This is a genomic window from Gluconobacter sp. DsW_056, from assembly GCF_002153595.1.
Lineage (GTDB): Bacteria > Pseudomonadota > Alphaproteobacteria > Acetobacterales > Acetobacteraceae > Gluconobacter > Gluconobacter albidus.
In genome coordinates, this window is record NZ_JOPF01000033.1 from 1 (window position 1) to 25,123 (window position 25,123).

Sequence of the window (25,123 nt, forward strand, 5' to 3'; positions counted from 1 at the left end):
CCAATCAACGCAGGAGAGATGGAATCACAGAGGAACCCTCAAATCCAGAAGGTTTTTCGAACCCTCCAGGTCTATAAACCTGATCACGCCAGACCGAAGAAGCAACCTCGTCGAAACCAACCGAGACCGCATCGTCCGTATAACCCAGAATAGCGGTAACCTGCTGGGTGATCGCATCCGCCAGACGCTGTTTCTGCTGCTCGGATTTACCTGGCCAAAGCTTCACGATGATATGCGGCATTGAGGATTCCTCACCAGGCCTGATTGGCTGGCCCTACTGTAAACTCGTTGATCGTTGTGTCTGCTGGGGCAGAAATCGCAAACGAGACTACGTCGGCAATACGTTCGGGTGGGATAGCATGCTGATCGTACAGCTTTTGCATGGCTGCAGCCGCCCCGGGATCAGAAATGCCGCCGAGCAATTCAGTTTTCACCGCTGCAGGATAAATCGTGGAGGTGCGAATATTGCTACCCTCCATGGCTGACTCCATACGAAGCACCTCCATGAAATCGCGAACGAACCACTTGGTGCCGCCGTAGATCGCGCTGCCAGGGTATGCTTTGAGACCGGCCACTGAGGAAACGGCAATGATCTGACCGTATTTCTGTGCCAGAAAATGAGGCATGGCGGCAGCAACGCCATTCAGAACGCCTTTGATGTTAATGTCGACGGCTGCATTCCATTCGTCCGTCTTCAAGGCGGATACGGGGGCTGTCGGCATCAGACCTGCGTTGAGGAAAATAACATCAAGACGACCGTATTTTTCTTTGGCCATGTTGACCAAAGCCTCATTATCACTCGGCTTCGTTACATCCGTCACGAGGTAGGTCGCTGTGCCGCCCTCGTCTTTGATAGCACTGACAATCTCCTTTAGACGCTCTTCTCTGCGCGCACCCAGGACAACTTTCGCACCCTGCCGTGCCAGAAGCCGCGCCGTCGCTTCGCCAATACCAGAAGATGCACCAGTGATGAGAACAACTTTATCTTTAATCATGATGTGTCACCCGTATAAATATTTGACTTATTGCCCGTATTGGTCGTCAGAGACGTGCTCGAGCCAGTCTACGACTTTCCCATTCTCGACTTCCTGAATCGCGATATGGGTCATGGCCGTCTCTGGAGCGGCGCCATGCCAATGTTTTTCACCTGGTTCGAAGAAAACCACGTCGCCAGGACGGATTTCTTCGACGGGGCCGTCCCATCTCTGTACGCGACCAACGCCTGATGTCACAATAATGGTCTGGCCCAGTGGGTGGGTATGCCAGGCTGTCCGTGCACCCGGTTCAAATGTCACGTTTGCACCCTGAACACGATCGGGAGCGGCGGGGTTGAAAAGCATATCAACCCGGACCGTGCCTGTGAACCAGTCTCCGGGCCCTTTGAAAGACGGCTTGTGACCTACGCGGAAGATTTCCATAAAAATTTCCTGTGTTTCGCTGTGAGGCCGGACGAGGCCTTGTGCCGAACACGATAAGGGATCTTGCTGCACTCGATTAGAGCATATAACGTGCATGAACCTTTGAAATAAGCTCAGCAATGCCACGCGATCATATCAATGAACTGACGGCTTTTCTCGCGGTTGCCAGGGAACGAAGCTTTACGCGAGCCGCTGCCGAGCTCGGTGTCACGCCTTCAGCCTTGAGCCACACGGTGAGAGGACTTGAGGAAAGGCTCGGAGTTCGCCTGCTGTCTAGAACGACCAGAAATGTTGCAACTACCGATGCCGGAGAGCAGCTTCAAAAGCGTGTCGGGCCCCTTCTTGAACAGGTCTCTACCGAACTCGAATCAGTTGCGTCTCTTGGTAGCAAGCCTGCCGGATCAATTCGTATCACATGCACCGATGCGGCCATAGAACTGGTGTTTCGACCTAAACTTCTCGAATTTCTCCAACAATACCCCGACATCAACATCGAATTCAGCATGGATTACGCTTTTGTTGATATCGTTGCAGAACGCTTTGATGCAGGAGTCCGTATCGGGGAAGCCATCGAGAAAGACATGGTCGCGACGCGTGTGGGCCCCGACTGGCGCTTTTGCGTCGTAGGATCACCGGATTATTTTCACCGTCATCTGCCCCCTGCAACGCCTCATGATTTGCGCCGTCATAACTGTATTAATATGCGGATGACGACTGCTGGAGGAAACCTGAAGTGGGAGTTTCGTGAACCGACAGGACGCGAAATCGCATTTCGTGTGGCAGGACAAACAACGTTTAGCAACTCTATGTTGGTCCTCGGTGCTGCTATTGATGGGATTGGGTTGGGCTACGTTCCTTATGATCTGGCAAAGCCCGATATTGAAATGGGACAACTGGTTGAGGTGCTTTCTGAATGGAGCTTAGAGTGTGAAGGCCCCTATCTGTATTATCCCAGCAGGCGATTACACTCACCAGCTTTTGCAGCGTTGGTAGAAGCCATGAGATATCATCTTCCCGTTTCTTAGAAATAATACCGTCATAACTGAGGAACAAATTTTTAAGGGATTTGCGCCATCTTCCATAGTGTGTCGCGTATCCAGCAGTGCGCCTGATCGTCTCCATAGGATCCATGCCAGATCATGTCGATCCTGACATCTGTGAGTGCTACAGGAGGCGGACTGGTCGTAAGATTGAAGATCTTTGCCAGCATTTGCGCAGGGCGGCTGTGCATGGTCGCTATCACGGGAGCCTGCACGAGCAAAGGAGCAACGCTCATAAATCTTGGCGTTGTCAGGGCAATTGAGCGGCTCAATCCCAGGAGCGCCAAGGCCTTATCAACCACACCATGCTCCCCAGGTCGCAAGCTTGTCAGCAGATGTGGGAATTTAAGAAAATCGTCGAGAGAAAGTGGTGTTTTTAATTTTGTGATATTAGAATTGAAGAGAACCAGATATTCATCCCGCATTAAAAGACGGCTTTTATGGTGGGTTTGTGCACCACTGAAGGGTCCTATACCAATCGCGAGATCGATTTTATTTTCATCCAGCGTATTGAGGACGGATTCAGGATCAACGTTATGTAGGCGCAGGCGAATTCCTGGAGCCTTTTCCTGAAGGTACGCTAGAAATCGAGGCATCAGAAGCATTTCGATACTGTCTGGGACTGCAATCCTGAAAAGACGTTCAGCTGTGGCTGGATCAAATGGTGTTTCACGCCCCAACAAAGCCTGAAGACTACTGAGGGCCTCTCGCACGGGTAGGCGGAGAGCTTCTGCGCGCGGGGTGCGTCGCATGCCGCCCGCATGTCGTGTCAACAGTTCGTCTCCAAAAAGAGTTCGAAGACGCCCTAAATTATGGCTCATGGCAGATTGGCCGATCCCCATCAGCTTTCCAGCTTTTGTCACACTTCCCGTTTCCAGAAGAGCATCCAGAGCGATCAGAAGATTCAAATCGAGCCCAGCCAAATTGATATGATCGATACCCACCATTGACCTCATTTGTTTGTTTGATCCTGGCTGTTCTCTTATCTTCTGGCAACGGCTCTGGGGCAGATAAGCCAGTCAATCAAAAAGAGTCAGGGGAGGGGAAGCATGGCGTTTATATCGCCCGATACGAAGGCTGTTTCCGACGCTCTGTCGACAATCGTGACTGAGATTTCTTATGCCTTACACTCTGTACGTATTGAGAACTGTAAAAGAGCAGCACGCATGATCGCATCTGCGCCGCGCCTGTATTTTGCAGGTGCCGGTCGCAGTGGCATTGGGATGGGAATGAACGCAATGAGGTTCATGCATCTCGGACTGAAGGTCCACATGCTGTCTGAATCAACGGCACCGGCCGTAAGTTACGGAGATGTCGTAATTATTCCGTCAGGATCCGGGAGCACGGACAGTGTGCTCGCGATCGCTCGTAAAGTGGTTCGTGCGGGAGCAGATGTGATTGCCCTGACCACAGCAACGGACAGTCCCTTGAGCCAGATCGCGACTGTCTCGATCATCATAGATGCTGCTGGGAAGCAAAGTTCACATAGAGGATCCACGGTTCAGTACGCCGGGTCGCTGTTCGAACAGGCGGCCATTCTGGTTCTGGACAGCCTCTTTCATGCCATCTGGCAGGCAAACCACCTCGAAAAGGACGTGCTCTGGGCCCGTCACGCAAATTGGGAATAATGTCATGAAACTTCAGATTGCTTTGGATCTTCTGAGCACGCGAGATGCTCTCCTTCTGCTGGGAAAGGTTGCGCCATATGTTGATATTATCGAAATTGGTACACCGCTCGTCAAAGCAGAGGGTTTAGCGGTTCTCAGGGCTATCAAGACTGCTTATCCAGAGAAAGAACTCTTCGCAGATTATAAAACAATGGATGCCGGGGAGCTTGAAGCCACCATGGCGTTTGAAGCGGGGGCTGACTCCGTTGGCGTGCTGGCCCTTGCGAACGATGCTACGATCGCAGGTGCCGTTAAAGCCGGACATACGTATCAAAAACGGGTCGTTGCTGATTTGATTGGTGTGCCTCCACAGAACCGTCTCTCCCGGATTTCCGAACTAAAAGATCTGGGGGTTTCTCACGTCGAACTCCATGCGGGATTGGATGAGCAATCTTTATCTGGGTACAGCATTGTTGATCTGCTCAAGACAATTTCCGGAAGCGTGCTTCCATTCGCCGTAGCGGGTGGGATCAATGCTTCTACAATCGTGACAGTGCGGGATGCAGGTGCCGAAGTTGCTATCGTGGGAGGGGGAATCTATGGCGCGGAGGATCCTCAGGACGCAGCCCGAAGACTGCGCAATGCCATCAAATGAGACAATAAAATAATTAAGGAGCTGAACATGAAATCACGTGCTGCTGTCGCTTTTGAAGCAGGAAAGCCGCTTGAAATTGTTGAAATTGATGTCGCGCCGCCGCGTAAAGGAGAGGTCCTCATTCGGATAACGAATACTGGTGTTTGTCATACAGATGCATTCACACTGTCAGGCAACGATCCGGAAGGGCTTTTTCCAGTCGTGCTAGGGCACGAGGGGGCTGGCATCGTTATCGAAGTTGGCGAAGGTGTAACAAGTGTCGTCCCGGGAGATCATGTGATCCCGCTTTACACGGCGGAATGCGGAAAATGTGAATTTTGTTTGTCCGGGAAAACCAATCTTTGTATTGCTGTTCGCGCAACACAGGGCAAAGGCTTAATGCCGGACGGTACAACGCGTTTTTCATATAATGGTCAGCCTTTGTACCATTATATGGGATGTTCGACGTTCAGTGAATATACAGTTGTTGCTGAAGTCTCGTTGGCCAAGATCAATCCTGAGGCCAATCCCGAACATGTCTGCCTTTTGGGGTGCGGCGTCACAACGGGGATTGGCGCAGTGCATAATACAGCCAATGTTCAGCCAGGGGATTCCGTGGCTATTTTCGGCCTAGGTGGCATTGGCCTTGCTGCTGTTCAGGGAGCGCGGCAGGCAAAAGCAGGACGCATTATTGCCATTGACACCAATCCGGAAAAATTTGCGTTAGCACGCCAGTTTGGCGCTACGGACTGCCTGAATCCTAAAGATTTCGATAAGCCCATTCACGAGGTTCTGATCGAGATGAGTGGCTGGGGCATCGATCATACGTTCGAATGTATTGGCAATGTCCATGTCATGCGCTCAGCCTTGGAAGCCGCGCATCGTGGATGGGGACAATCTATTGTTATTGGTGTCGCTGGAGCAGGGCAGGAAATCTCGACACGTCCCTTCCAACTGGTCACAGGACGTGTCTGGAAAGGCTCTGCTTTCGGTGGTGTCAAAGGTCGCTCCCAGCTCCCTGCCATGGTCGAAGACGCTATGAAGGGAGACATTGAGCTTGCGCCTTTTGTCACCCATACCATGCATCTGGATCAGATTAACAAGGCTTTTGATCTCATGCATGAAGGAAAATCTATTCGGTCGGTTATTCACTTCCATTGAGGGAATAGGTGGACCCGTCTGTCCGGACAATTTTAGGCTTGAATAAGCTGGAGGGTTCGAAAACCCCTCTAGTTTTGAGTTTCTCTGTGTGATTCCAGTTCTCCTACATTGATTGAGGGCGTGGATGATGAAGCAGGCTGGTTTCTTTGAAGTTGAAGAGCGGTTGGCCCGGTTAAGCGGGCTTGGCGATCAGCTCGAAGCATTTTCCCAGACTGTGGATTTTGAGGCCTTCCGCCCTGATCTGGAGAAGGCTCTGGCCTATTCAGACAGGATCAAAGGCGGCCGTCCCCCGTTCGATCCGGTGCTGATGTTCAGGATCCTGGTCATCCAGACGCTGAACAATCTGTCCGACGAGCGAACGGAATATCTGATCAACGACCGCCTGTCCTTCATGCGTTTCCTCGGTCTAGGACTGTCGGACCGGGTGCCCGATTCCAAAACGGTCTGGCTGTTCCGTGAACGCCTGACATAGGCGGGTGCGATCGATGGGCTGTTTAACCGGTTTGAAGCGACCCTGCAGAACGCCGGTTATCTGCCGATGTCAGGCCAGATCCTGGATGCAACATTGGTAGCCGCTCCAAAGCAGCGCAATACGAATGCTGAGAAAGCCGACCTCCGGGCAGGGCGTATTCCTGAAGACTGGCAGGACAAGCCGTCAAAGCTGTCGCACAAGGATCGCCATGCGCGCTGGACACTGAAGTTCACCAAAGCAAAGCGGCAGGATGATGGGACGATCCCGTCAACGGATCTTGCCATTCCGTTCTTTGGCTACAAATCGCATGTTTCCATCGATCGGAAGTTCCGGTTCATCCGGAAATGGAAGACAACGGATGCCGCCGCCAGTGATGGTGCGCGATTGAGAGAAGGGCTGCTGGATAAAACCAATACGGCCTCAAGCGTCTGGGCTGATACAGCGTATCGCTCGAAAGCCAATGAAGACTTCATGGAAAAGCAGGGCTTTGTCTCAAAGGTCCACAGGAAGAAGCTGCATCTCAAACCGATGCCCCGGCATATCCAGCGATCTAATGCAGGAAAGTCCGTGATCCGATCCCGCGTCGAGCACGTCTTTGCCGATCAGAAATCACAGACAGGGCTGTTCGTCCGAACTGTCGATATTACCCGGGTCACCATGAGGATCGGGCTCGCCAATATCGTCTACAACCTACACCACTTCCTCTTCCTGGAGCCGATCAACGCGAGCGCGTAGTCATCCAGCGGGTAACAGCCCCCAATCTGCTCAAAATGCAGACCGGATGCCATCGCAGAATCAGAACCAAGGCACATCAACAAACGGTTCTTCGATCCCTCCATATGGACAACAGCCCAAAGTATTTCGCGAAAGCCAGATCCGCGAGCTTGAACAACGGATTGAAATCGTTATCGCAGAGGCAGAAGAACTCTCCGCCAAAGCACAGCTTCTCCGTTCCATTCCTGGTATCGGCCCGGTATCAGTCGTCATGCTTCTCGCAGAAATGCCAGAGCTCGGCCGCATGACAGCGACAGAAGCCGCTGCCATGACCGGACTTGCGCCAATGGCTCACGATAGTGGTGCAATGTGCGGAAAACGTGTCATTTCAGGGGAAGGAAGATCTCTCCACCACGTGCTGTTCCAGGCAGGATTAACAGCTGCCTGCCATAATCCTGTTCTGAAAGCTGCCGCCGAACGCATGAAACAGCGGGGTAAACCACATAAACTGGTGATCGTTGCTATCGCACGGCGTCTCGTCACAATCGCTATCCTAAAACCGGAGTGCCATGGCGCATTAGCTCCGCCGCTTGGACACAGTTGCGGGCTTATTTATATCCTTGAAATAATGTCGACAAAATTACACGGTTTGTGATTGCTATCTAGCTGATATTTTAAAATATCATCCCACCCATCTTTGACTGCGCCTGGTGATCCGGGAAGCGCAAATAGTAATTTTCCACGGGACACTCCCGCCATGGCTCTGGATTGTATTGTAGAGGTCCCTATCTTTTTATAAGACAACATTCGAAATAGCTCTCCAAAACCGGGAATGCATTTATCTATAACGAGATCGAATGCTTCCGGAGTGACATCTCGTTTGGTCAATCCAGTTCCTCCTGTAGTAATTATGACATCAACATCCTTATTATCGATCATGATGTTGAGAGAACCAGTAATCTTATCGATGTCATCTATTTCAATGGACCTATCCACAAGAACATGCCCTGCTTCTGTGACTCTGTCGGCCAAGATCTTACCGGAAATGTCGGTTTCTAAATTCCGACTATCCGAAATGGTAAGAATTGCAATCCGAACGGGTATAGAGTTGTTCAAGTTATTATCTTTCCACTTTTATTCCGGACGCGAATTTAGCTTCCCCGTCTCAAGTTCATCCGCAAGAGCATCAGCGTGATACACTATCCTCAACGCAGCCATGATGGCACTTGTATCCGTGGAAACAGCACGATTGCGCTCGATGTCGTAATAAAGATCGCCCGCCAGGCTATCGAGGTTACCGTCAAAAATCAGGCCAACGACATCGCCTTGACGGTTAATAACAGGGGAGCCTGAATTGCCGCCGACAATGTCATTGGTCGACACATAATCAAGCTTCGTAGAGAGGTTTAGATGTGGCTTCGCATCCAACCAGACTTGCGGCAGACGGAACGGATCACTGCCCGTTGCATGTTTGTACATCCCTGCAAAATCCGTGAAGGGTGCAATGACCTTTGCGCCATCCTGGAAGCCTTTGACTGTGCCGTAAGACAGTCGCGGCGAGAACGTGGCATCCGGATAAAGTGTATCAGCCTTTCCTTCTGCCTGAGCACGCGCAAACTGGGCCCGTGCAATCGTACCCTGGGCTTCGTGCATCGGTGCTTCAATCTGGTCACGGCTGCGATTGCGGATCGTGTCCAGAACCGGCTGTAAGTGACGTGCCAGAACGATCATTGGATCTTTGGATGATTCAATGGCTTTGACGCCACCTTTGTAAAGCGCAAGACGCTCTGCGGGATCCGCCAGTTTCGTGCCCTGTATCAGTTCTACGGCGCGCTCATCCGGGCTTTTTGTTCCCAGAATCAGATGGACCGCTGCATCATCCTCACCCAGTATCTGGCGCATGGTCGTCATACCTAACGCCAAAGTCGTAATTTCCAATTCAGTATGCACCGGCACTTTCGCCGCGATCTCGGTTTCAAGTGCGGCTAATTCCGCATCATGGTAACCGGCCCGACGCTCTGTATCTGGCTTCTTTCGTTCATGCGCTGCTGACACCAGCATAACAGCATCCCCCAGCAGACCATGGACTGTGCGTGTTATGGCAAAATCATGCTCATAATACTGACGCTGCACAGCAAGAGCGGCTTCTACTTTTTTGTACGGCTCACCATAAGTCTTGCGACGTTCTGCGTCTGCGTCAATCCACGCCTGAAGGGCTTGATCTTCCGTCTTGCGCTTTTCTATTACTCCAGGTTCACGCAAAGCCTTTGCTGTGCCAGACAGGGATTTCAGTGCGTTTTGAACACCGAAAAGCGTATTTTGTGCGTCAATTAAGTGGGCCTTGCTTTCTCTGGAATACTGCCACAGCGCTCCTTCAAGGGTCGAATAAGCAGCAATAATGGTTGGCAGACTGACATCTCGTTGAAATGCCAATGCGCTGGCCGGAAGCGAGCGTTGTGTGCGTCCTGGGTTTCCGGATGTGAAGACCAGATCACCAGCCTTGGGGCCCTTTGGATCGAATTTAAAAAACGGCGTATGAACCGGCTTGCCGTCTTCAAACACCCGCAGCATCGATAGATCAATATCATACCGCGGGAATGTAAAGTTATCGGGATCACCACCAAAGAATGCTATATCCTGATCGGGCGCCATCACGAGACGGACATCCTGATAACGGCGGTAGCGATAAAGCGCCGTCTGTCCACCATGATAGAGTGTCACGACATCGCAACGCCAGTGTGAGGCATCACCCACCGCGCATTCCTTGGTCAGGACACTATTGGCAACCTGCAAAGCCTTGGCATATTCCGCGCCATGTTTTCCTGCGGTCATTTCTGCGACACGACCCGTTACATCTTTCACCTGATCCAGACGATCCAGTTCCATTCCCGGACACTGAGGCTCTTTTGAGACCTCTCGAGCCGAGAAACCATCATGGAAATAATCGTGATTTTTGTCAGACAGATCCGTGAGACACGTATTGGCACAATGATGATTTGTCATCACCAAACCATCACCTGATACGAACGAGGCAGAGCAGCCTTCCGCCAAGCGTGCCGAAGACTGAATGACATGGTTAATCCATTCGACAGAGGGTTCAAACCCATATTGCTGCTTCATCTGACGCACAGGCAAATGATCAAACGTCCACATGCCTTCTTCAGCCTGAGCGGATCCAATAAACGCAGGAACAACCGCAAACAAAATTGATTTTTTTCTCATAAATAAATCCAACTGAAGAACCTTAAAGATATGTAAATATAAATCTTCTTAAAGTTCTACATTGTAATAATTCCCGTTACTTGTTTAATGAATTGTAGTTTGTTAATTCGCGTCGAAAATTTTATTTTCAACGGCTACCATTACGTTATAACATAACAAATAGCCTTACCTCTCAATGTTCGTCAAGCACGAGACTAACGTATTCGATCCCGGACTTAAGTTGCGTAGAAATAATCAAGCGTTTCTGTATATTTATTGGGCCTTCGCAATCGATGTCGGGAAGAAGTTAGAAATGCAGAAATTATTGTAAATATTGTTCGTATAATAATTTATCCTGATGATGTCTAGAAACCAAAGAAATCGTATCTACAAGCTAAAATACTTGCGCTAAACGAGACTCTGATGCTTTGGAGATTAAATTGATAGCGGAGTCCATATCCAACATTGGTGTTTCTGAGCTTCCATATTCCCGGATAGACACGGTGCCTGCCTGTGCTTCCTTCTTCCCGACGATCAGCAACATGGGTATTTTCGCGAGGCTGTGTTCGCGGATTTTGTAAGCGATTTTTTCATTGCGCAAATCGGGCTCTGCTCGGACTCCACGTTGGCGGAGCGCTTTAATCAGATCGACTGCGTAATCGTTCGCAGCGCCGGTGATTGTTGCCACCACGACCTGAATGGGTGCAAGCCAGAAAGGCAGGTGGCCGGCATGGTGTTCAAGGAGAATGCCGATGAAACGTTCAAGCGAACCGAACAGGGCGCGGTGCAGCATGACGGGCGGATGTTTTTCTCCATCCGCGCCAATATAATGCGCGTCCAGACGCTGAGGCAGATTGAGATCGACCTGAACGGTACCGCACTGCCAGTCCCGGCCGATTGCATCACGCAGTACGAACTCCAGCTTGGGACCGTAAAAAGCGCCTTCTCCTGGATTGCGTGTGTAGGAGAGACCTGAAGCTTCGACCCCGCGCTGTAACGCTTCCTCCGAGCGATCCCAGATCTCGTCCGATCCGACACGTTTGTCAGGCCGGTCGGAAAATTTGATACGGACATTTTCGAAACCGAAGTCCTTATAGATCGAAAGCACGAGATGGCAGATCCGCTGCGTCTCGGCCTCCATCTGTTCCGGTGTGCAGAAAATATGTGCGTCATCCTGCGTGAATGCACGTACGCGCATCAGGCCATGCAACGCTCCTGACGGTTCAAAGCGATGGACTTTGCCGAATTCGGCCATCCGCAGGGGCAGGTCGCGATAGCTCTTCAGGCCTTGGCGGAAAACCTGCACGCCACCAGGGCAGTTCATGGGTTTGAGGGCATAGATGCGCCCTTCGGTTTCAGTGGTGAACATGTTCTCCCCGAATTTTTCCCAATGGCCGGAGGCCTGCCAGAGCGACAGATCCATGATGTCGGGTGTATTGATCTCCACATAGTTCTCGGCCTTCTGACGTTCGCGCAGATAAGCGAGCAGGGTCTGGAACAGTGTCCAGCCGTTCGGATGCCAGAACACCGCGCCTGGAGATTCGGCCTGGAAATGGAACAGATCCATCTCGCGCCCGAGACGACGATGATCACGCCGTGCTGCTGCTTCCTGACGCTGCTCCCAAGCGGCGAGTTCGTTGGCATCACGACAGGCCGTTCCGTGAATCCTCTGCAGCATTGGATTGCTGCGATCACCTTTCCAGTAGGCACCAGCCGTACCGAGAAGTCGAAAGGCGTGTCCGATCTGTCCTGTGCTGACGAGATGTGGCCCTCGGCAGAGATCGACGAAGTTGCCTTGTCGATAAAAGCTCAGGGTGGCATCAGCAGGCAGGGACATGATGATCTCGGCCTTGTAGGGCTGTCCATTCTCCCCGCACCAGGACAGCGCTCTCTCGCGATCCCATTCTTCCCTGACGATTGTTTCATCACGATCAATGATCTCGTGCATGCGGGATTCGATCCGGATGAGGTCGTCATCAGTAAAAGCGTGCTCAGCCGCGAAATCGTAGAAAAATCCCTGCTCCGTGGCGGGTCCTGTCGCGAGCGCGGTATTGGGAAACAGTTCACTGACGGCCTGCGCAAGGACATGCGCTGTGTCATGGCGGATCAGGGAAAGCGCCTCGGTGTCTGAACGGAAGACAGGATCAGCCAGTTGGTCACCAGCTGTGGAGGAGAGATCGTTGATAATTCCGTCCGCACGACAGGCAAGCATATCCTTTGGTTGGTGGGATGAAGGACGGGAAGAGATGGTGGTCGATAACATGAGAGAGCCTTAACGGAGAAGAGCGGCGAGGGGCCGCGGTTCATTTGGGCGCGCGTGTCGGGAGCTTGTGCTATTGCTGTGTCGGCAAGAAAGACGGGCAGACGCTGCATCGTGCGCAGACGCCCTGGACTTCGATGACCCGATGCCGGACCTGAAATCCAAGGGTCTCGGCCGCAGCGTCGATCAATTGACAGGATAGTGTATTTTCCACTGCTTGCGCGGCACCACACTGGTCGCAGATACAGTAGACAAGGCGAGAGGGATCGTTTGCCCGGATCCGCACGAAGGCATTTCGGCTTTCGAGCCGCCCCACCAATCCGCTGGCGATCAGCTTTCCGAGAGCTCGATAAATCATAGTCGGGGCGATTCGTCGGCAATCCGGATGACTGACACACCGAAGGATGTCGTAAGCCGAGAGTGGCACATCTGCCTTCGTCAGCACGTCGAGCACATCATTCCGTAAAGCCGTGGCCCGCCTTTTGAAGGCATCGCAACCTTGACGTGCGTCGCGAGACGGCGGCATGACACGCTCTATCATCGGGAAATTGTATCCATCACGAGGACCGGCCCAGGCCTTGCACCGTTTGCGATATTTGCCGGGAGACGATGAAGGCATCCGGGTTTGCCTTCAGCCGCCCCTTTAATGAACGCTACTGCGAACGGTGTCAGGGTACTGACAATACCACTCTTTGGATTTTGACTGCCGCACCACTCTGGTCCGGCGCTTCCATAGGCGCAGATCAGCCGAAGTGCATCGGGGGGCAACTCGAACGCAGTCTCCCCACGGGATGGCGTTATTAGCTGGATGTGCTGCCGGACGCCTCCTGTCAGCGCACCGAACAGTGCGGACAAGTCCCTGACATCAGTCAGGATGAGGGGAGACCAGTCCTGATGTAAAGCCGGGTTTGCAAGGGAATCTGCGATTTCCGAAGGTGTGCCGGCGAGAGTGAGAGCAGATGGGACTTGTGAGCAGTTTGTGAAAGTTCCTTCCCATGTTGCCGGAATCCGGCGCCCCCACACGACCATATCGACATCCGGTCGCTGCAGATCCATCACGACTGTCGCGTGGGCACAGGCGACCACATGCGGTGCAAGACGGCCCAGAGTACTGTTTTCCGGTGGGTCGATTGTTGGCGCGGGCCAGCTCTCAATGAATAGCATGGCGCCGAGACTTTCCTTCGGCGCGCGCGCGGGTGGAGTCATATCCGTCGAGACAGAATGTTGCTGTGAGGGAGGGGGCATGGTTCCCGAGCTTGACGATAGGTGGCGAACGTCTTTATGGTTACGTTATAACATAACATAGTCAATAGCAGATAAACTTCAATGGACACACTGATGGACGTTCCACGGCAAGTGAGAACCCGGCCGACCCGGGCTCAGGCGGAAGAGGCGGTGCGAACCCTGCTCGCCTGGACCGGTGATGATCCTGATCGCGAGGGGCTTGCCGGTACGCCTGACCGCGTGGTGCGGGCCTATGAGGAGTTTTTCGAGGGATATCATGACGACCCGGTCGCTCTTCTGGAGCGGACCTTCGAAGAGAGCGGTAACTACAACGAGATGGTGGTGCTACGCGATATCCGTCTGGAATCCCATTGCGAGCATCATATCATTCCGCTGATCGGTAAGGCGCATGTGGCGTATCTGCCCGACAAGCGGGTAGTTGGCATCAGCAAGCTGGCGCGTCTCGTGGACGTCTTCGCCCATCGTCTACAGATCCAGGAAAAACTGACGGCCCAGATCGCGGATACAATCCAGGGCGTGCTTCAACCGCGTGGCGTCGCGGTCGTGATCGACGCGGCTCACCAGTGCATGACCACACGCGGAGTACATAAGCCAGGCGTGAGTATGGTGACCAGCCGCCTGCTGGGCGAGTTCGAGACGTCGGAATCTCTGCGGCGCCAGTTCTTCACTATGGCGGGAATGGGTGGCGTGTGATGGGCACAACTGTATCTTCTGTGTCCACGGCATTTGGGTCGCGCGTCTCAATTGAGCAGGTCGAGGAGGGGAGCGATCTCGCCCCACGTTTCGACGCCAGCGGACTGCTGACCGTGGTCACAACGGACGCAGAAAGCGGTGATGTCATGATGGTTGGCGTCATGAACGCAGAGGCGCTCGCACGCACTATCGCAACCCGTGAGGCGCATTACTGGAGCCGGAGCCGTCAGTGTCTCTGGCGAAAGGGCGCCACGAGCGGGCTGGTCCAGCATGTCCTCGAAATGCGGATCGACGACGATCAGGACGCGATCTGGCTGCGCGTTCACACTGCGGGCACAGGAGCGAACTGCCATGTGGGTTATCGAAGCTGTTTTTATCGGCGTGTTGATCTCACTGCTGAGGAAGGCCTTCCGTCATCATCGGCAGCACTCCTCTTTTGCGAAACGCACAAAATATTCGATCCGCACGCCGTCTATGGCGACGCCCCAAACCCGACAAAGCTTTAGAGGAAAAATCCCCATGGATGACCAACTTCCCGTTACCGTGCTGTCCGGCTTTCTTGGCGCGGGAAAGACGACCTTGCTCAATCACGTACTGAATAACCGCCAGGGCTATAAGGTCGCGGTCATCGTGAATGATATGAGCGAGGTCAACATTGACGCCGCTCTGGTGCGCGAGGGCGGCAGCAATCTGTCGCGTACCGATGAAAAGTTGGTTGAAATGACCAATGGCTGCATTTGCTGCACGCTCCGCGACGATTTGTTGCAGGAAGTACGGAGGCTCGCAGAGGAGCGGAAATTCGATTATCTGCTCATTGAATCTACAGGCATTGCGGAACCGCTGCCCGTAGCCGCAACGTTTGAGTTTCGTGACGAGAGTGGCGTCAGCCTGAGCGATATCGCACGGCTGGATACGATGGTGACGGTCGTTGATGCGGTCAATCTCCTGCGCGATTATTCTTCCAGCGATTTCCTGAAGGATCGGGGTGAAACGGCCGGGGAGGACGACGAGCGTGCCCTGGTCGATCTGCTCGTCCAGCAGATCGAGTTTGCGGATGTCGTGGTGATCAACAAAGTCTCCACCGCTACATCGGATCAGGTTGATGCGGCGAGGCAGATCATTCGTGCGTTGAATTCGGACGCTGATATCATCGAGACCGACATGGGGTCTGTTCCTGTTGAGCAGATCCTGAATACAGGCCGTTTCGATTACGACAAGGCACATCAGCATCCGTTGTGGTTCAAGGAACTTTACGGCTTTTCCAGCCATGTTCCTGAAACAGACGAATATGGCATCCGTAATTTTGTCTATCGTGCGCGCCGTCCGTTCGAACCAGCGAAATTCCAGGCCTTCCTTGATCGGAACTGGTCTGGCGTCGTACGCGCCAAGGGCCATTTCTGGTTAGCTACGCGCCCGGACTGGGTAGGTGAAATGAGTCAGGCTGGAGCCCTGGTGCGAAGCGAGGCGATGGGGCTGTGGTGGGCTGCGATTCCGAAAAATCAGTGGCCGGATACTGATCAGTGGCGCGACTTCGTATTGGGAAACTGGGATCCGGTCTTCGGCGACCGTCGTCAGGAAATCGTCTTTATCGGCAATGGAGATATGGATGAATCCGGTCTTCGGCAGGAACTTGATGCCTGTCTTGTTCCAGATCTCGGAGACACCGCTTTTGAGCCGTCACGCTATGCACGCCTCCCTGATCCCTTTCCGCTTTGGCGTCGCCAGTCGGAAAGTCTTGAGTCGGCCTGAACGAATTCCCACACGCTATTATTGAGGAATATTTTCATGAAAACCCGAGCTGCAATTGCGTGGGAACCTAACATGCCGCTTGAGATCGATCTGGTTGATCTCGAAGGCCCGAAAGACGGCGAGGTTCTGGTCCGTATCGTGACCACGAGCCTGTGTCATACGGATATGTTTACCCTGTCGGGGCATGATCCGGAAGGACGTTTTCCATGTATTCTCGGTCACGAGGGGGTCGGGATCGTCGAGGATGTGGGTAAAGGTGTTACCTCTGTTGCTCCGGGTGATCATGTCATTCCGCTCTATATTCCCGAAGACCCGAACTGCCCGATGATCCGTTCGGGCAAAACCAATCTCTGCTCGACTATCCGCGAGACACAGGCGCTCGGTCTGATGCCAGACGGCACCAGCCGTTTTTCATACAAGGGCCGCCAGATCTTTCATTACATGGGCACCAGCACGTTCAGCGAATATACCGTGCTGCCCGAAATTGCCGTGGCGAAGATCACCAAAGAGGCGCCGCTTGCGAAAGCCAGCGTCATGGGGTGCGCCGTCCCGACAGGTATGGGAGCCGTGCGGAACGCCGCGAAAGTGGAAGCGGGATCGACTGTGGCCGTCTTTGGTCTCGGTGCGATCGGCATGGCCGTCATTCAGGGGGCTGTCATGGCCGGTGCTGCAAGGATCATCGGCATCGACACCAATCCGGCGAAGTTCCTGCTGGCCCGAAATCTGGGGGCGACCGATCTCGTCAATCCGACCGATCATACCGATCCAATCCAGAAAGTTATCGTGGAGATGACGGGTGGCGGCGTGGATTATTCCTTTGAGGCGATCGGTCGGGTCGATGTCATGCGAGCGGCCCTTGAGTGTTGCCATAAAGGCTGGGGTGAATGCACAGTCATCGGTGTCGCTGGGGCTGGCGAGGAGATCTCGACGCGGCCTTTCCAGCTGATCACGGGACGGGTCTGGCGGGGCACGGCCTTTGGGGGTGTAAAAGGGCGTTCGCAGTTACCCGGTATGGTCGATGAATGGCTGGCGGGGAAGTTTAGCGTTGACCCTTACATCACCCACAACATGACTCATGACCGGATCAATACGGCATTTGATCTTCTGCATCGGGGAGAGGCCATTCGCTCTGTCATGCATTATCAGCCGGGCGAAACCATGTCGAATGACCTACCTGGCAAAATTCTGACCGATCTTTAAGGAGACGAAATGTGGCTATGCTGAGACCAAATCCACGTGGTGATTTCCCCGTAGTTTCTGAAAGCGCCTTTATCGACCCGACCGCGATCCTGTGCGGTCATGTGATTGTCGAGGACGATGTCTTCATCGGTCCCTATGCCGTTATTCGCGCCGATGAAGCCGATGAAGACGGCCATGTCGAGCCCATCCGGATCGGGAGTGGGTCGAACATTCAAGACGGTGTGGTCATCCACTCAAAAGATGGCGCGGCCGTGACGATCGGGTCGCGCACGTCCATTGCACATCGCTCGATCATTCACGGTCCCTGCGCTGTTGGAGACGAGGTATTCATAGGCTTCAATTCCGTGATCTTCAACTGCACGGTCGAACGGGGTTGCGTGGTAAGGCATAACTCCGTTGTCGAAGACTGCGTCTTGCCGGAGCAGTTTTATATTCCGTCCACGACAACAATTCATTCGAATACAGATCTATTGACGATTACGCAGGTCACTCAGGATGCGACGGCATTTTCTGAGAGCGTCGCGGAGATGAATGTTAGTCTGGCACACTCCTATCGACGTATAGCCAATCAACTTTAAAACTTCCGTCAAGGGACGCAATTAAAGAGGTACGAACCAATTTTGGCTGAATGGGGACCTTATTCTCCTGGAAAAACCGGAGGGTTTTTAGAGCCCTCCGGTTTGTCGGTTCGGTGAACACCACGGGCGCCAGGAAATCCAGTTGGAACCGCATATCTGGCGATCATCTGCTAAGTGGACACTATCGTACCATGAGCAGTGGCCCACGAGGTTTCGCCTGACACGCCAGGATGTAGCCCGCCTTCTTGTCTGCCGCCGATAGACCGACTTCGCAACCGGTTGTGATGGTGCCTTTTATGAGCTTGACTTTGCAGTGTAGGTTGTGCCCGATAGCGAGAAGCTGATCGGATATTCCTTGGTGTCCGGCAGGTTATCTCCGTGCGACAGAACGCCGCCGAACGATTCACAGGCGATCCGTTCAGGGGAAGTCCCGAGTTCATCACACAATACAAGCGCCGCGGCGACCATAGCAACTGGGCCGCAAATACGCATATGATGATCGGCTATAAAACGGAAGGGAAGCCGTTCACCTACCAGCGGGCGTCGTCTGAACGAACGGATATCTGGCGTTTCGGCTCGCACGTGAATGATATACATGGTGCCCGCTCAGAATCCTGCGGGGCGTTTGTTTTCTTCCAACGCCGTGCATGCCGCTGCATTGTTATACGTTGTAACGATATCGTTCAGTGCGATCCTTGTGTTAACGCCGGTGCGTGCAGACCGAGTATTGATCGCTACACGAAAAAAATGATTAAAGCGCGCGGGATTAGACCATGCCGGCTGCGTCCGGCGCCTGTACTCTGCGAAGCGGCGGGCAAAAGCATTGTCTCTCTGACCAGTTAGCGGATCGCGAGACGGCACGACACAACGCTGACAGGGGTTTATTCCCAACCACTCTGTGCCACCAAGGTGAAACTCGACTTCGTCTCCAAGTCCTCCGAACAGTGCATCTTCCCAAAAAGCCGGGACGCCCCCGATCTCGATATTGGTCCGAAAGCGGGCCCGAACTTGCTCGACTGGCAACCCGAACCATATTCCAATCGTCTCTAGCGTCGCAACGCTGATGATAGTCGGACCAGGCGAATCCGTATCATCAGGATGTCCCGTAGTGGTATCCGCCCGAAGGTGGACTGGAAAACCGAAAAACCGACTTAGCCATGCCTCTATTGGTCTTGCAGTGCCATCAAGATTGAACAGAACAGTAGGCAGACCTCGACCAGAGTCATCTCGTAGGCTTACGGTCCGTTTATCAAGATCGAAACCAGCGCGGATGCGATGAATCTCTGCGTGGTTCTTGCCGTTAACCACACGCCCCTGTGCGTCAAATAGAGCCCAGCACCGGTCGTCTGCCAAGGCCCCGCTAGTAAGAACCCGCGCATTTGTGACTTCCACCGGATCCAATGATTTAATCGGAAAGATCAGAATGCGGGAGATAAACGGAACCGATCTGGTCATTTTTCATAATCTCGCGAGGAAATTTCAGATGTTAGAAACTATGTTGGAGCGGCGGATCTAATACGTCATGGCAGCCTTGTTTTGAGGACTGTATTGGTGATTGCAATGAGACGCCGTACGATAGCGACGATCACCAGTTTGTGTGGTTTACCCGATTGTTTCATGGGTTTGGAAACATCTTTCAGAAGGGTTTATGGCACGCAGTTGCCAATCCTGCCTGAAACAGGGGCTGACGGAGAAATCTTCCTCCCCTTGAAATGACACGTTTTCTATGCATCACGCCATTGTCATGAGCCATTGGTGCAAGTCCGGCCATGGCAGAGGCTTCTGTTGCCAGAATACGATCAAGTCCTGGCATTTCAAACGGATAGTGTTTCTTTTTCTAACTGATCCTGGCCACTCGGCCCCTCTGTTCTGACGTCGACATCCAAGGCTTGAATCACATCAGACCGATTTTCCAAACAGACTCTCAAGCCGTCGATGCCCGCCCGAGCCTGATCTTATACGGAAAAATGGAATAAGCGCTTGAATATAAGTGAGCGTTCACTTACCTTACTTCCGTAAGGAGAACCCATGCCGACCTCACGCCGTTCCAGATTGTCCGCGACTGACCGCAAGCAGGCCATCCTGTCCGCTGCAGCTCCCATTTTCGCCCGGCTCGGTCGGGACGGTGCGACGACCAAGGAAATCGCCAGAGCCGCTGGTGTTTCCGAAGCTTTGCTTTATCGGCACTTTACCAGCAAGGACGTGCTTTATGCGGCGCTTGAAACTCACTGCGTTGAAGCGAATGCAGTTGGCAGCCGTATTCTCGCCGAGGTGACGCCTTCAACTGAAACACTGGTCATGGGTGTCGCCATACTCGTGCACGCAGTGTTTCCCGGTATTGGCGATGCGCAGTCTCACGAAGACACCAAACGCCTTGTGACGGCCAGCCTGCTTGGCGATGGCCAGTTCGCAAAGGCGTTCCTCGACCAGCATGTAAAGCCGTGGGTCAGCGTTTTTTCGCAATCATTCAGGGCGGCTCAAGACGCGGGAGACGTCGAATCTGGCATTCATATCGGTCATGCAGAGATATGGTTCGTCCATCATCTAGCGAATACTTTGCATCTCATCAGCCTGCCCGACATCACGGTCGTTGAATACGGCATCACACGAGACAAGCTGGTCGAGAACACTATCCGGTTTCTGTTGCGCGGGCTCGGCCTCCAGAACGCCGTCATAGACCGGCATTACGACCCGAAAAAACTCAAGATGATCATTATATCAATGGATCAGAAAATATGATGGAACCGATCAGGACTATAGGCGTCATCGGTGCAACGGGGCGGCTTGGCGCGCCAGTTGCAGCGGAACTGGCAAAACATTTTCAGGTGAGGGCAATCGTTCGTTCGCCAGACAAAGCTCGGAGGATACTGCCGCCTAATGTCGAAATCGCCCAGGCAGATCTGCGGGACATTGCGGGGTTGCACAAGGCGCTCGACGGGGTGGATGCGCTCTATCTCAACCTTGCGACCGACACGGCGGATTTGACGCTTCCCTTCTACGAAGAGAGGGAGGGTGTGCGGAACTTGATGAGCGCCATCAAAGGGTTGAATATTAATTATATTGCTAAAATCGGTGCTCTGGGCGCCTATCCTCCCGCGCTCAACACTATCAGACATAACATCGTGCCCAATATTATTCGGATGGAAGGGCACAAAATCATCGCGGATTCCGGTATTCGTCATACGTTTTTCGCGCCGACCCATTTCATGGACCTGCTCCCAAATATGATCAGCGGTCGAGCGCTCCAGTGGATCGGGAATACACACATCAAAATCTGGTGGATCAGCTCCGCCGATTATGCGCGCTGGGTGATTGAGGCGTTTCAGAATCCTGAGGCAATGCCTGTACATTGCCCCGTACAGGGGCCGGAAGCGATCTCCGTCAGGCAGGCGCTGGAGCGGTTTGTCCGAAATTATGATCCGACACTTAAAATTCGCGTGGCTCCACTTTGGATCATGCGGATGATCGGTCTTTTTAATCCGAAAATGAAGTTCGTCGCGCATTTGTTTGCGTATTTCGGGGATCACGAAGATCCGTTCTATGCCGAAAAAATCTGGCAGGAACTGGGCAAGCCCACAACGACGCTCGAGATGTTCGCGCAGGAGCTGCGGCAAAGTCGGCATTTACAACAAGGCGCGAAATGAGCGGGTCAGGGAATAAAGCGATGATCACACCTAAATGTCTGAAAGACGGCCAAACAGGACGGGTCATGCCGGTCGTAGACTTTAATCGCTGTGAGGGAAAAGACGCCTGCGTCGCCGTATGTCCTTACGACGTGTTTGAAGTGCGCAAGATCGATCCGTCCGATTATCGCGATCTTTCATTTGTGGGCAAAATCAAGAGCTATGTCCACGGAGGGATGGTCGCCTATACCCCGCATGCTGATCAATGCCGTGCTTGTGGTTTGTGTGTGAAAGCATGTCCTGAGCGCGCAATCAAATTGGTAAAAATTTGACGTTCATACAAAGATGACTGCGCATTTTTTTCTATAATCAGAATTTCTGCTGATGTAAGTCGTCATGACTCCTCGTGCTTTGGGGAAGCTATGACAGCCTATCTCTTTCTGGAGAGATTTATCTGTCATAGCTATTTTGAGCGCCCATTAAAAATCTCACTTTACATGACTACCCAATACTGATGCGACAGCATCGCGCAGCCATACTGCGGCAGGATCACGATCACTCCGGGCTGACCAGATCATCGATACTGCCGGGATACGCAAGTTCAGTGGAACGGGACGGATCGTTAAACCGAAATGCGCGGCATGTTGCTGAGCGATCCGGCTGGGAAGCGTAGCCAGAACGGGGGCGGCTGCTGCGGCAGCAAGTGCCGTCAGAAAATCTGATGCAGCGAGGACCACGTTGAGTTCCTGACCAATCTGCATCAGTGCGTCTGACAGGCATCCCTGGATGTCATCTTTCAGCGTCATGAGAACATGGGGCAATGCAAGATAACGCTCAACCGTGATTGGAGCATCCGGATCGATCAGCTTCGGGTTGAAGCAGCAGACGAGAGACTGCTCATACAACGATACCCCACAATGGCGTTCCAAACCGAAATCAAAACACCCAACTGCGATATCCAGCGCCCCCGTATCCAGTAATGTATAGACCTCACTCCGAGGAGATCCACGTGACAGCAGTCGTATTCCAGGTGCATGCCGTTGCAAATAGGCCGTCAGTTTAGGCATCAGAAAGACTTCAAGTTCGGACGAAAAGCCGAAACGAAAGATGCGCTGTTCCGTCGCAGGATCAAATTGTTCCTCAGACATCAGGATGTGCTGAGCCTGCCTTAACAACTCCGCAACATGTGACGCCATGGTTGACGCTTTGGCGGTCGGTTGCATGACAGCACCGGTTCTGACGAGCACATCATCGTCCAGTAACATTCGGAGGGTGGCGAGTGCATGGCTCATTGCGGGTTGTTGAATGCGAAGGCGTCGTGCCGCCTTTGTGACGCTGCGTTCTGAAACGAGGGCGTCGAAAGCAATCAGAAGATTGAGATCGAAGGAACGAAGATTGAAATGATCAATGGGTTTCATATTTCAAATCGATTTGTATGATGTTTGCGCGCACCCTAACGTCTGATGCGACGTAAAACAATCGTATTGAGTCAATCATGGCAGCAGCTTTTCAAGTGGGTGACGCCCGTGTCACGCGTATTCCCGAACTTCATTGGGATAACGCGCGCCCTCACAAACTGTATCCGGATATCGACGCTGAGGCACTTGCAATATTCGGTCCGTATTTGACGCCAGGATCATTTAACCCCGTGACCGGTGGGCTCGCGCAGGGAACTCATGCGTGGCTTGTTCAGGTTTCTGGTCTCAATATCCTGGTTGATACCGCCACAGGAAACGACAAGCCGTTACCTGCCGCACCGGCACTGGATCATCTGCATACGTCGTTTCTCGAACATCTTGCAGCCGCAGGCGTACAACCGGAGCAGGTTGATACCGTTCTGCATACGCATATTCATGCCGATCATGTTGGATGGAATACGCGTTTGCACAACGGAAAATGGGTGCCGACCTTTCCGAAAGCCCGTCATGTTTTCTCAGTGATTGAGGCCCGATACGGCGCCAGCAATGACGGTATTGACCCTGCTCCAGACCTACCTCCAGAGATCTTAGGGCGCCCGGACCATCGCCCACTCCCACGTGTCTATACAGACAGCATGCTCCCCGTTATCGAAGCCGGGCTGGGAGAGGCGATTATCATCGACGGTCAAGATCTTCTTGCAGGTTTCTCTTTTCATCCGACCCCTGGGCACAGCATCGATCATGCCTCGATCCGGCTGCGGTCGGATGGTGAAGACGCGTGGTTTACAGGAGATGTCATGCACCATCCTCTGCAGGTTTATCGTCCGGATCTGCGGTCCGTTTACTGCGAATTCGTTCAGCCTGCCGAGCGCTCGCGGCAGTGGTTTCTTGGAGAAGCGGCGGAAAGCGGGAGTCTCTGCTTTACCAGTCATTTCGCGGAAACGGGTGCCGGATATGTCAGGCGTCGTCCAGAAGGTTTTGCATGGGAATTTGCGCAACCAAATGTAGGAGACGCCAGATGACAAATCTGCTTATGGAAAACCTGTTCATCCCGAGTGATACGGCCGATATCACGCTTCATCTGCGCCATAAACGACGTGCAGACATCCAGATATTTGGTTCACAGCGCACTATCTTGCTGATGCATGGCGCGACGTTGCCGGCAGAAAGTCTTTTCGATGTGCCTGTCGGGGAGGGGGCATTCATGGACCTCCTCGCTCAGGAAGGGTTCGATGTTTATGCGCTTAACGTAAGGGGTTTCGGAGGATCAACGCGTCCTGATGGAATGGGAGGTGCACCTGAAGCTGCGCTGCCTCAGGTCAGGACCGAAACAGCAGTACGCGATCTGAGTACTGCTGTTGACTATCTTCTCGTAACGCTTGCCATCCCACGTCTTTGCCTGATCGGAATGTCCTGGGGTGGCACGGTTACCGGCGCATATACGGCTGCTCACAATGACAAGGTGGAGAAATTAACGCTGATTGCACCGCAATGGATCAATGACGGGGTTTCTCGTCTGGATCCGGGTGGTCCCGTGCCTGCTTATCGCCGCTTTAATGTTCAGGCATTTCGCCAGCGCTGGCTTGAAGGCGCACCTGAGCAGAAACGCGAACAGATTCTGCCAGCAGGGTGGTTTGAACAGTGGGCCGCAGTTATTCTTGCGAGCGATCCCGCAGAGCAGGGTGGAGTGATCCGGGCGCCTGCGGGTGTCATTCAGGATGTGCGTGACTACTGGTCCGCAGGGAAGGCGTTTTACAGTCCCGAAAAGATCACGGTCCCGGTTCTTCTGCTTCATGCAGAGTGGGATTTAGACGTAACTACTCAACAGATGGGGGATCTGTTTTTACGTTTTTTCAACGCATCGTATCGTCGCTGGGTAGAGATTGGGGAAGGAACGCATATGGTGGTTATGGAGAGGAACCGATGGCAGGTGCTTGAAGAAATTCTGCTCTTCCTGCGGACTGCCCCTCATTCAAGGGACTAAACACCTTATGTGTTTCCAGCCTGTTATGATGACCTCATGAACGCCCCTGGCCAGGAGCGTTCATGAGGTGAGATACAGCGCTTAACACCTGGTAGCCTGACCACGTTTTCTAGCAGGCTGATCTCG

General features: G+C 53.1%; 28 protein-coding genes and 1 pseudogene. 16 read left to right on the forward strand and 13 right to left on the reverse strand.

Features of this window, described 5'->3' with window-relative positions:
• Positions 1 to 4: 4 nt before the first annotated feature.
• The 3 genes from HK22_RS14585 to HK22_RS14595 are packed head-to-tail and all read right to left on the reverse strand — an operon-like array spanning position 5 to position 1,418.
• Positions 5 to 241, reverse strand: a complete 237-nt coding sequence (locus HK22_RS14585) for a tautomerase family protein (RefSeq protein WP_233142722.1) — start codon at positions 239 to 241, stop codon at positions 5 to 7.
• Positions 242 to 251: 10 nt separating this feature from the next.
• The gene (locus tag HK22_RS14590) at positions 252 to 995 is read right to left on the reverse strand and encodes an SDR family oxidoreductase (RefSeq protein WP_086649792.1); all 744 of its coding nucleotides are present in this window, start codon (positions 993 to 995) and stop codon (positions 252 to 254) included.
• A gap of 27 nt (positions 996 to 1,022) precedes the next feature.
• On the reverse strand, positions 1,023 to 1,418 hold the full coding sequence (locus HK22_RS14595) for a cupin domain-containing protein (RefSeq protein ID WP_086649793.1): 396 nt from the start codon (positions 1,416 to 1,418) through the stop codon (positions 1,023 to 1,025).
• Positions 1,419 to 1,537: 119 nt separating this feature from the next.
• Between HK22_RS14595 and HK22_RS14600 the strand changes: the two genes are divergently transcribed.
• The gene (locus HK22_RS14600; protein ID WP_086649794.1) at positions 1,538 to 2,443 is read left to right on the forward strand and encodes a LysR family transcriptional regulator; all 906 of its coding nucleotides are present in this window, start codon (positions 1,538 to 1,540) and stop codon (positions 2,441 to 2,443) included.
• Between the two features lie 32 nt (positions 2,444 to 2,475).
• Here HK22_RS14600 and HK22_RS14605 read toward each other — a convergent pair whose 3' ends face one another.
• The gene (locus HK22_RS14605) at positions 2,476 to 3,405 is read right to left on the reverse strand and encodes a LysR family transcriptional regulator (RefSeq protein ID WP_086649806.1); all 930 of its coding nucleotides are present in this window, start codon (positions 3,403 to 3,405) and stop codon (positions 2,476 to 2,478) included.
• Positions 3,406 to 3,507: 102 nt separating this feature from the next.
• Between HK22_RS14605 and hxlB the strand changes: the two genes are divergently transcribed.
• The 5 genes and pseudogenes from hxlB to HK22_RS14630 all read left to right on the forward strand — a co-directional run bounded on the left by hxlB (position 3,508) and on the right by HK22_RS14630 (position 7,701).
• Entirely contained in the window at positions 3,508 to 4,086 is a 579-nt protein-coding gene (gene hxlB, locus HK22_RS14610) for a 6-phospho-3-hexuloisomerase (protein WP_086649795.1), read from the forward strand.
• Positions 4,087 to 4,090: 4 nt separating this feature from the next.
• Positions 4,091 to 4,720, forward strand: coding sequence for a 3-hexulose-6-phosphate synthase (hxlA, locus tag HK22_RS14615; RefSeq protein ID WP_086649796.1), 630 nt, complete (start codon positions 4,091 to 4,093; stop codon positions 4,718 to 4,720).
• Positions 4,721 to 4,747: 27 nt separating this feature from the next.
• Positions 4,748 to 5,860 (forward strand): S-(hydroxymethyl)glutathione dehydrogenase/class III alcohol dehydrogenase, encoded by a 1,113-nt coding sequence (locus tag HK22_RS14620; protein WP_086649797.1) that lies wholly within the window; start codon positions 4,748 to 4,750, stop codon positions 5,858 to 5,860.
• Between the two features lie 124 nt (positions 5,861 to 5,984).
• A pseudogene (locus tag HK22_RS14625) lies at positions 5,985 to 7,067 on the forward strand (IS5 family transposase).
• A 46-nt stretch (positions 7,068 to 7,113) separates the two neighbouring features.
• The gene (locus HK22_RS14630; RefSeq protein ID WP_233142723.1) at positions 7,114 to 7,701 is read left to right on the forward strand and encodes a transposase; all 588 of its coding nucleotides are present in this window, start codon (positions 7,114 to 7,116) and stop codon (positions 7,699 to 7,701) included.
• Here the strand turns inward: HK22_RS14630 and moaB are convergent.
• From moaB to HK22_RS14655, 5 genes are all read right to left on the reverse strand, one after another.
• Positions 7,659 to 8,162, reverse strand: a complete 504-nt coding sequence (gene moaB, locus HK22_RS14635; RefSeq protein WP_086649798.1) for a molybdenum cofactor biosynthesis protein B — start codon at positions 8,160 to 8,162, stop codon at positions 7,659 to 7,661. The genes HK22_RS14630 and moaB overlap by 43 nt on opposite strands.
• An 18-nt stretch (positions 8,163 to 8,180) precedes the next feature.
• Entirely contained in the window at positions 8,181 to 10,268 is a 2,088-nt protein-coding gene (locus tag HK22_RS14640) for a S46 family peptidase (RefSeq protein WP_086649799.1), read from the reverse strand.
• Between the two features lie 373 nt (positions 10,269 to 10,641).
• A complete protein-coding gene (thrS, locus tag HK22_RS14645) occupies positions 10,642 to 12,510 on the reverse strand; it encodes a threonine--tRNA ligase (protein WP_086649800.1) in 1,869 nt (622 codons plus the stop codon).
• Between the two features lie 70 nt (positions 12,511 to 12,580).
• On the reverse strand, positions 12,581 to 13,126 hold the full coding sequence (locus HK22_RS14650; protein ID WP_348537215.1) for a Fur family transcriptional regulator: 546 nt from the start codon (positions 13,124 to 13,126) through the stop codon (positions 12,581 to 12,583).
• On the reverse strand, positions 13,045 to 13,671 hold the full coding sequence (locus tag HK22_RS14655) for a DUF1826 domain-containing protein (protein WP_158093578.1): 627 nt from the start codon (positions 13,669 to 13,671) through the stop codon (positions 13,045 to 13,047). The genes HK22_RS14650 and HK22_RS14655 overlap by 82 nt, the downstream gene beginning before the upstream one ends.
• Before the next feature lie 174 nt (positions 13,672 to 13,845).
• Here HK22_RS14655 and folE point away from each other — a divergent pair, with 174 nt between their 5' ends.
• The 5 genes from folE to HK22_RS14680 are packed head-to-tail and all read left to right on the forward strand — an operon-like array spanning position 13,846 to position 17,972.
• On the forward strand, positions 13,846 to 14,445 hold the full coding sequence (gene folE / locus HK22_RS14660) for a GTP cyclohydrolase I FolE (RefSeq protein ID WP_233142725.1): 600 nt from the start codon (positions 13,846 to 13,848) through the stop codon (positions 14,443 to 14,445).
• Positions 14,445 to 14,951 (forward strand): phosphoribosyl-AMP cyclohydrolase, encoded by a 507-nt coding sequence (gene hisI / locus HK22_RS14665; protein ID WP_086649803.1) that lies wholly within the window; start codon positions 14,445 to 14,447, stop codon positions 14,949 to 14,951. The genes folE and hisI overlap by 1 nt, the downstream gene beginning before the upstream one ends.
• 13 nt (positions 14,952 to 14,964) lie before the next feature.
• Complete coding sequence (gene zigA, locus HK22_RS14670) at positions 14,965 to 16,194, forward strand: zinc metallochaperone GTPase ZigA (protein ID WP_077804058.1); 1,230 nt, start codon at positions 14,965 to 14,967, stop codon at positions 16,192 to 16,194.
• Positions 16,195 to 16,230: 36 nt separating this feature from the next.
• Positions 16,231 to 17,394 carry an S-(hydroxymethyl)glutathione dehydrogenase/class III alcohol dehydrogenase gene (locus tag HK22_RS14675; protein ID WP_077804059.1) on the forward strand — a complete coding sequence of 388 codons (1,164 nt, stop codon included), beginning with the start codon at positions 16,231 to 16,233 and terminating at the stop codon, positions 17,392 to 17,394.
• A gap of 17 nt (positions 17,395 to 17,411) precedes the next feature.
• A complete protein-coding gene (locus HK22_RS14680; RefSeq protein WP_077804060.1) occupies positions 17,412 to 17,972 on the forward strand; it encodes a carbonate dehydratase in 561 nt (186 codons plus the stop codon).
• 294 nt (positions 17,973 to 18,266) lie between these two features.
• Here HK22_RS14680 and HK22_RS15040 read toward each other — a convergent pair whose 3' ends face one another.
• The 3 genes from HK22_RS15040 to HK22_RS15560 all read right to left on the reverse strand — a co-directional run bounded on the left by HK22_RS15040 (position 18,267) and on the right by HK22_RS15560 (position 19,785).
• The gene (locus HK22_RS15040; RefSeq protein WP_063904072.1) at positions 18,267 to 18,569 is read right to left on the reverse strand and encodes a hypothetical protein; all 303 of its coding nucleotides are present in this window, start codon (positions 18,567 to 18,569) and stop codon (positions 18,267 to 18,269) included.
• A gap of 9 nt (positions 18,570 to 18,578) precedes the next feature.
• Positions 18,579 to 19,427 (reverse strand): MOSC domain-containing protein, encoded by an 849-nt coding sequence (locus HK22_RS14685; RefSeq protein WP_063904071.1) that lies wholly within the window; start codon positions 19,425 to 19,427, stop codon positions 18,579 to 18,581.
• Positions 19,428 to 19,608: 181 nt separating this feature from the next.
• Entirely contained in the window at positions 19,609 to 19,785 is a 177-nt protein-coding gene (locus HK22_RS15560) for a transposase (protein WP_077804061.1), read from the reverse strand.
• A 215-nt stretch (positions 19,786 to 20,000) separates the two neighbouring features.
• Between HK22_RS15560 and HK22_RS14695 the strand changes: the two genes are divergently transcribed.
• From HK22_RS14695 to HK22_RS14705, 3 genes are read left to right on the forward strand one after another with little or no spacing between them, the layout of a single operon-like run.
• Positions 20,001 to 20,711: a TetR/AcrR family transcriptional regulator gene (locus HK22_RS14695; RefSeq protein WP_077804062.1), complete on the forward strand. Its 711-nt coding sequence runs from the start codon at positions 20,001 to 20,003 to the stop codon at positions 20,709 to 20,711.
• On the forward strand, positions 20,708 to 21,616 hold the full coding sequence (locus tag HK22_RS14700; protein WP_077804063.1) for an SDR family oxidoreductase: 909 nt from the start codon (positions 20,708 to 20,710) through the stop codon (positions 21,614 to 21,616). The genes HK22_RS14695 and HK22_RS14700 overlap by 4 nt, the downstream gene beginning before the upstream one ends.
• Positions 21,617 to 21,636: 20 nt before the next feature.
• Positions 21,637 to 21,927 carry a ferredoxin family protein gene (locus tag HK22_RS14705; protein WP_064275570.1) on the forward strand — a complete coding sequence of 97 codons (291 nt, stop codon included), beginning with the start codon at positions 21,637 to 21,639 and terminating at the stop codon, positions 21,925 to 21,927.
• A gap of 156 nt (positions 21,928 to 22,083) precedes the next feature.
• Here HK22_RS14705 and HK22_RS14710 read toward each other — a convergent pair whose 3' ends face one another.
• A complete protein-coding gene (locus tag HK22_RS14710; protein WP_063904067.1) occupies positions 22,084 to 23,013 on the reverse strand; it encodes a LysR family transcriptional regulator in 930 nt (309 codons plus the stop codon).
• A gap of 77 nt (positions 23,014 to 23,090) precedes the next feature.
• On the opposite strand from HK22_RS14710, the gene HK22_RS14715 reads away from it, so the two are divergent.
• Together HK22_RS14715 and HK22_RS14720 are read left to right on the forward strand one after the other, a co-directional pair.
• A complete protein-coding gene (locus HK22_RS14715) occupies positions 23,091 to 24,035 on the forward strand; it encodes an MBL fold metallo-hydrolase (RefSeq protein WP_086649804.1) in 945 nt (314 codons plus the stop codon).
• Positions 24,032 to 24,997: an alpha/beta hydrolase gene (locus HK22_RS14720; RefSeq protein ID WP_086649805.1), complete on the forward strand. Its 966-nt coding sequence runs from the start codon at positions 24,032 to 24,034 to the stop codon at positions 24,995 to 24,997. The genes HK22_RS14715 and HK22_RS14720 overlap by 4 nt, the downstream gene beginning before the upstream one ends.
• The last annotated feature ends 126 nt before the right edge of the window (positions 24,998 to 25,123 follow it).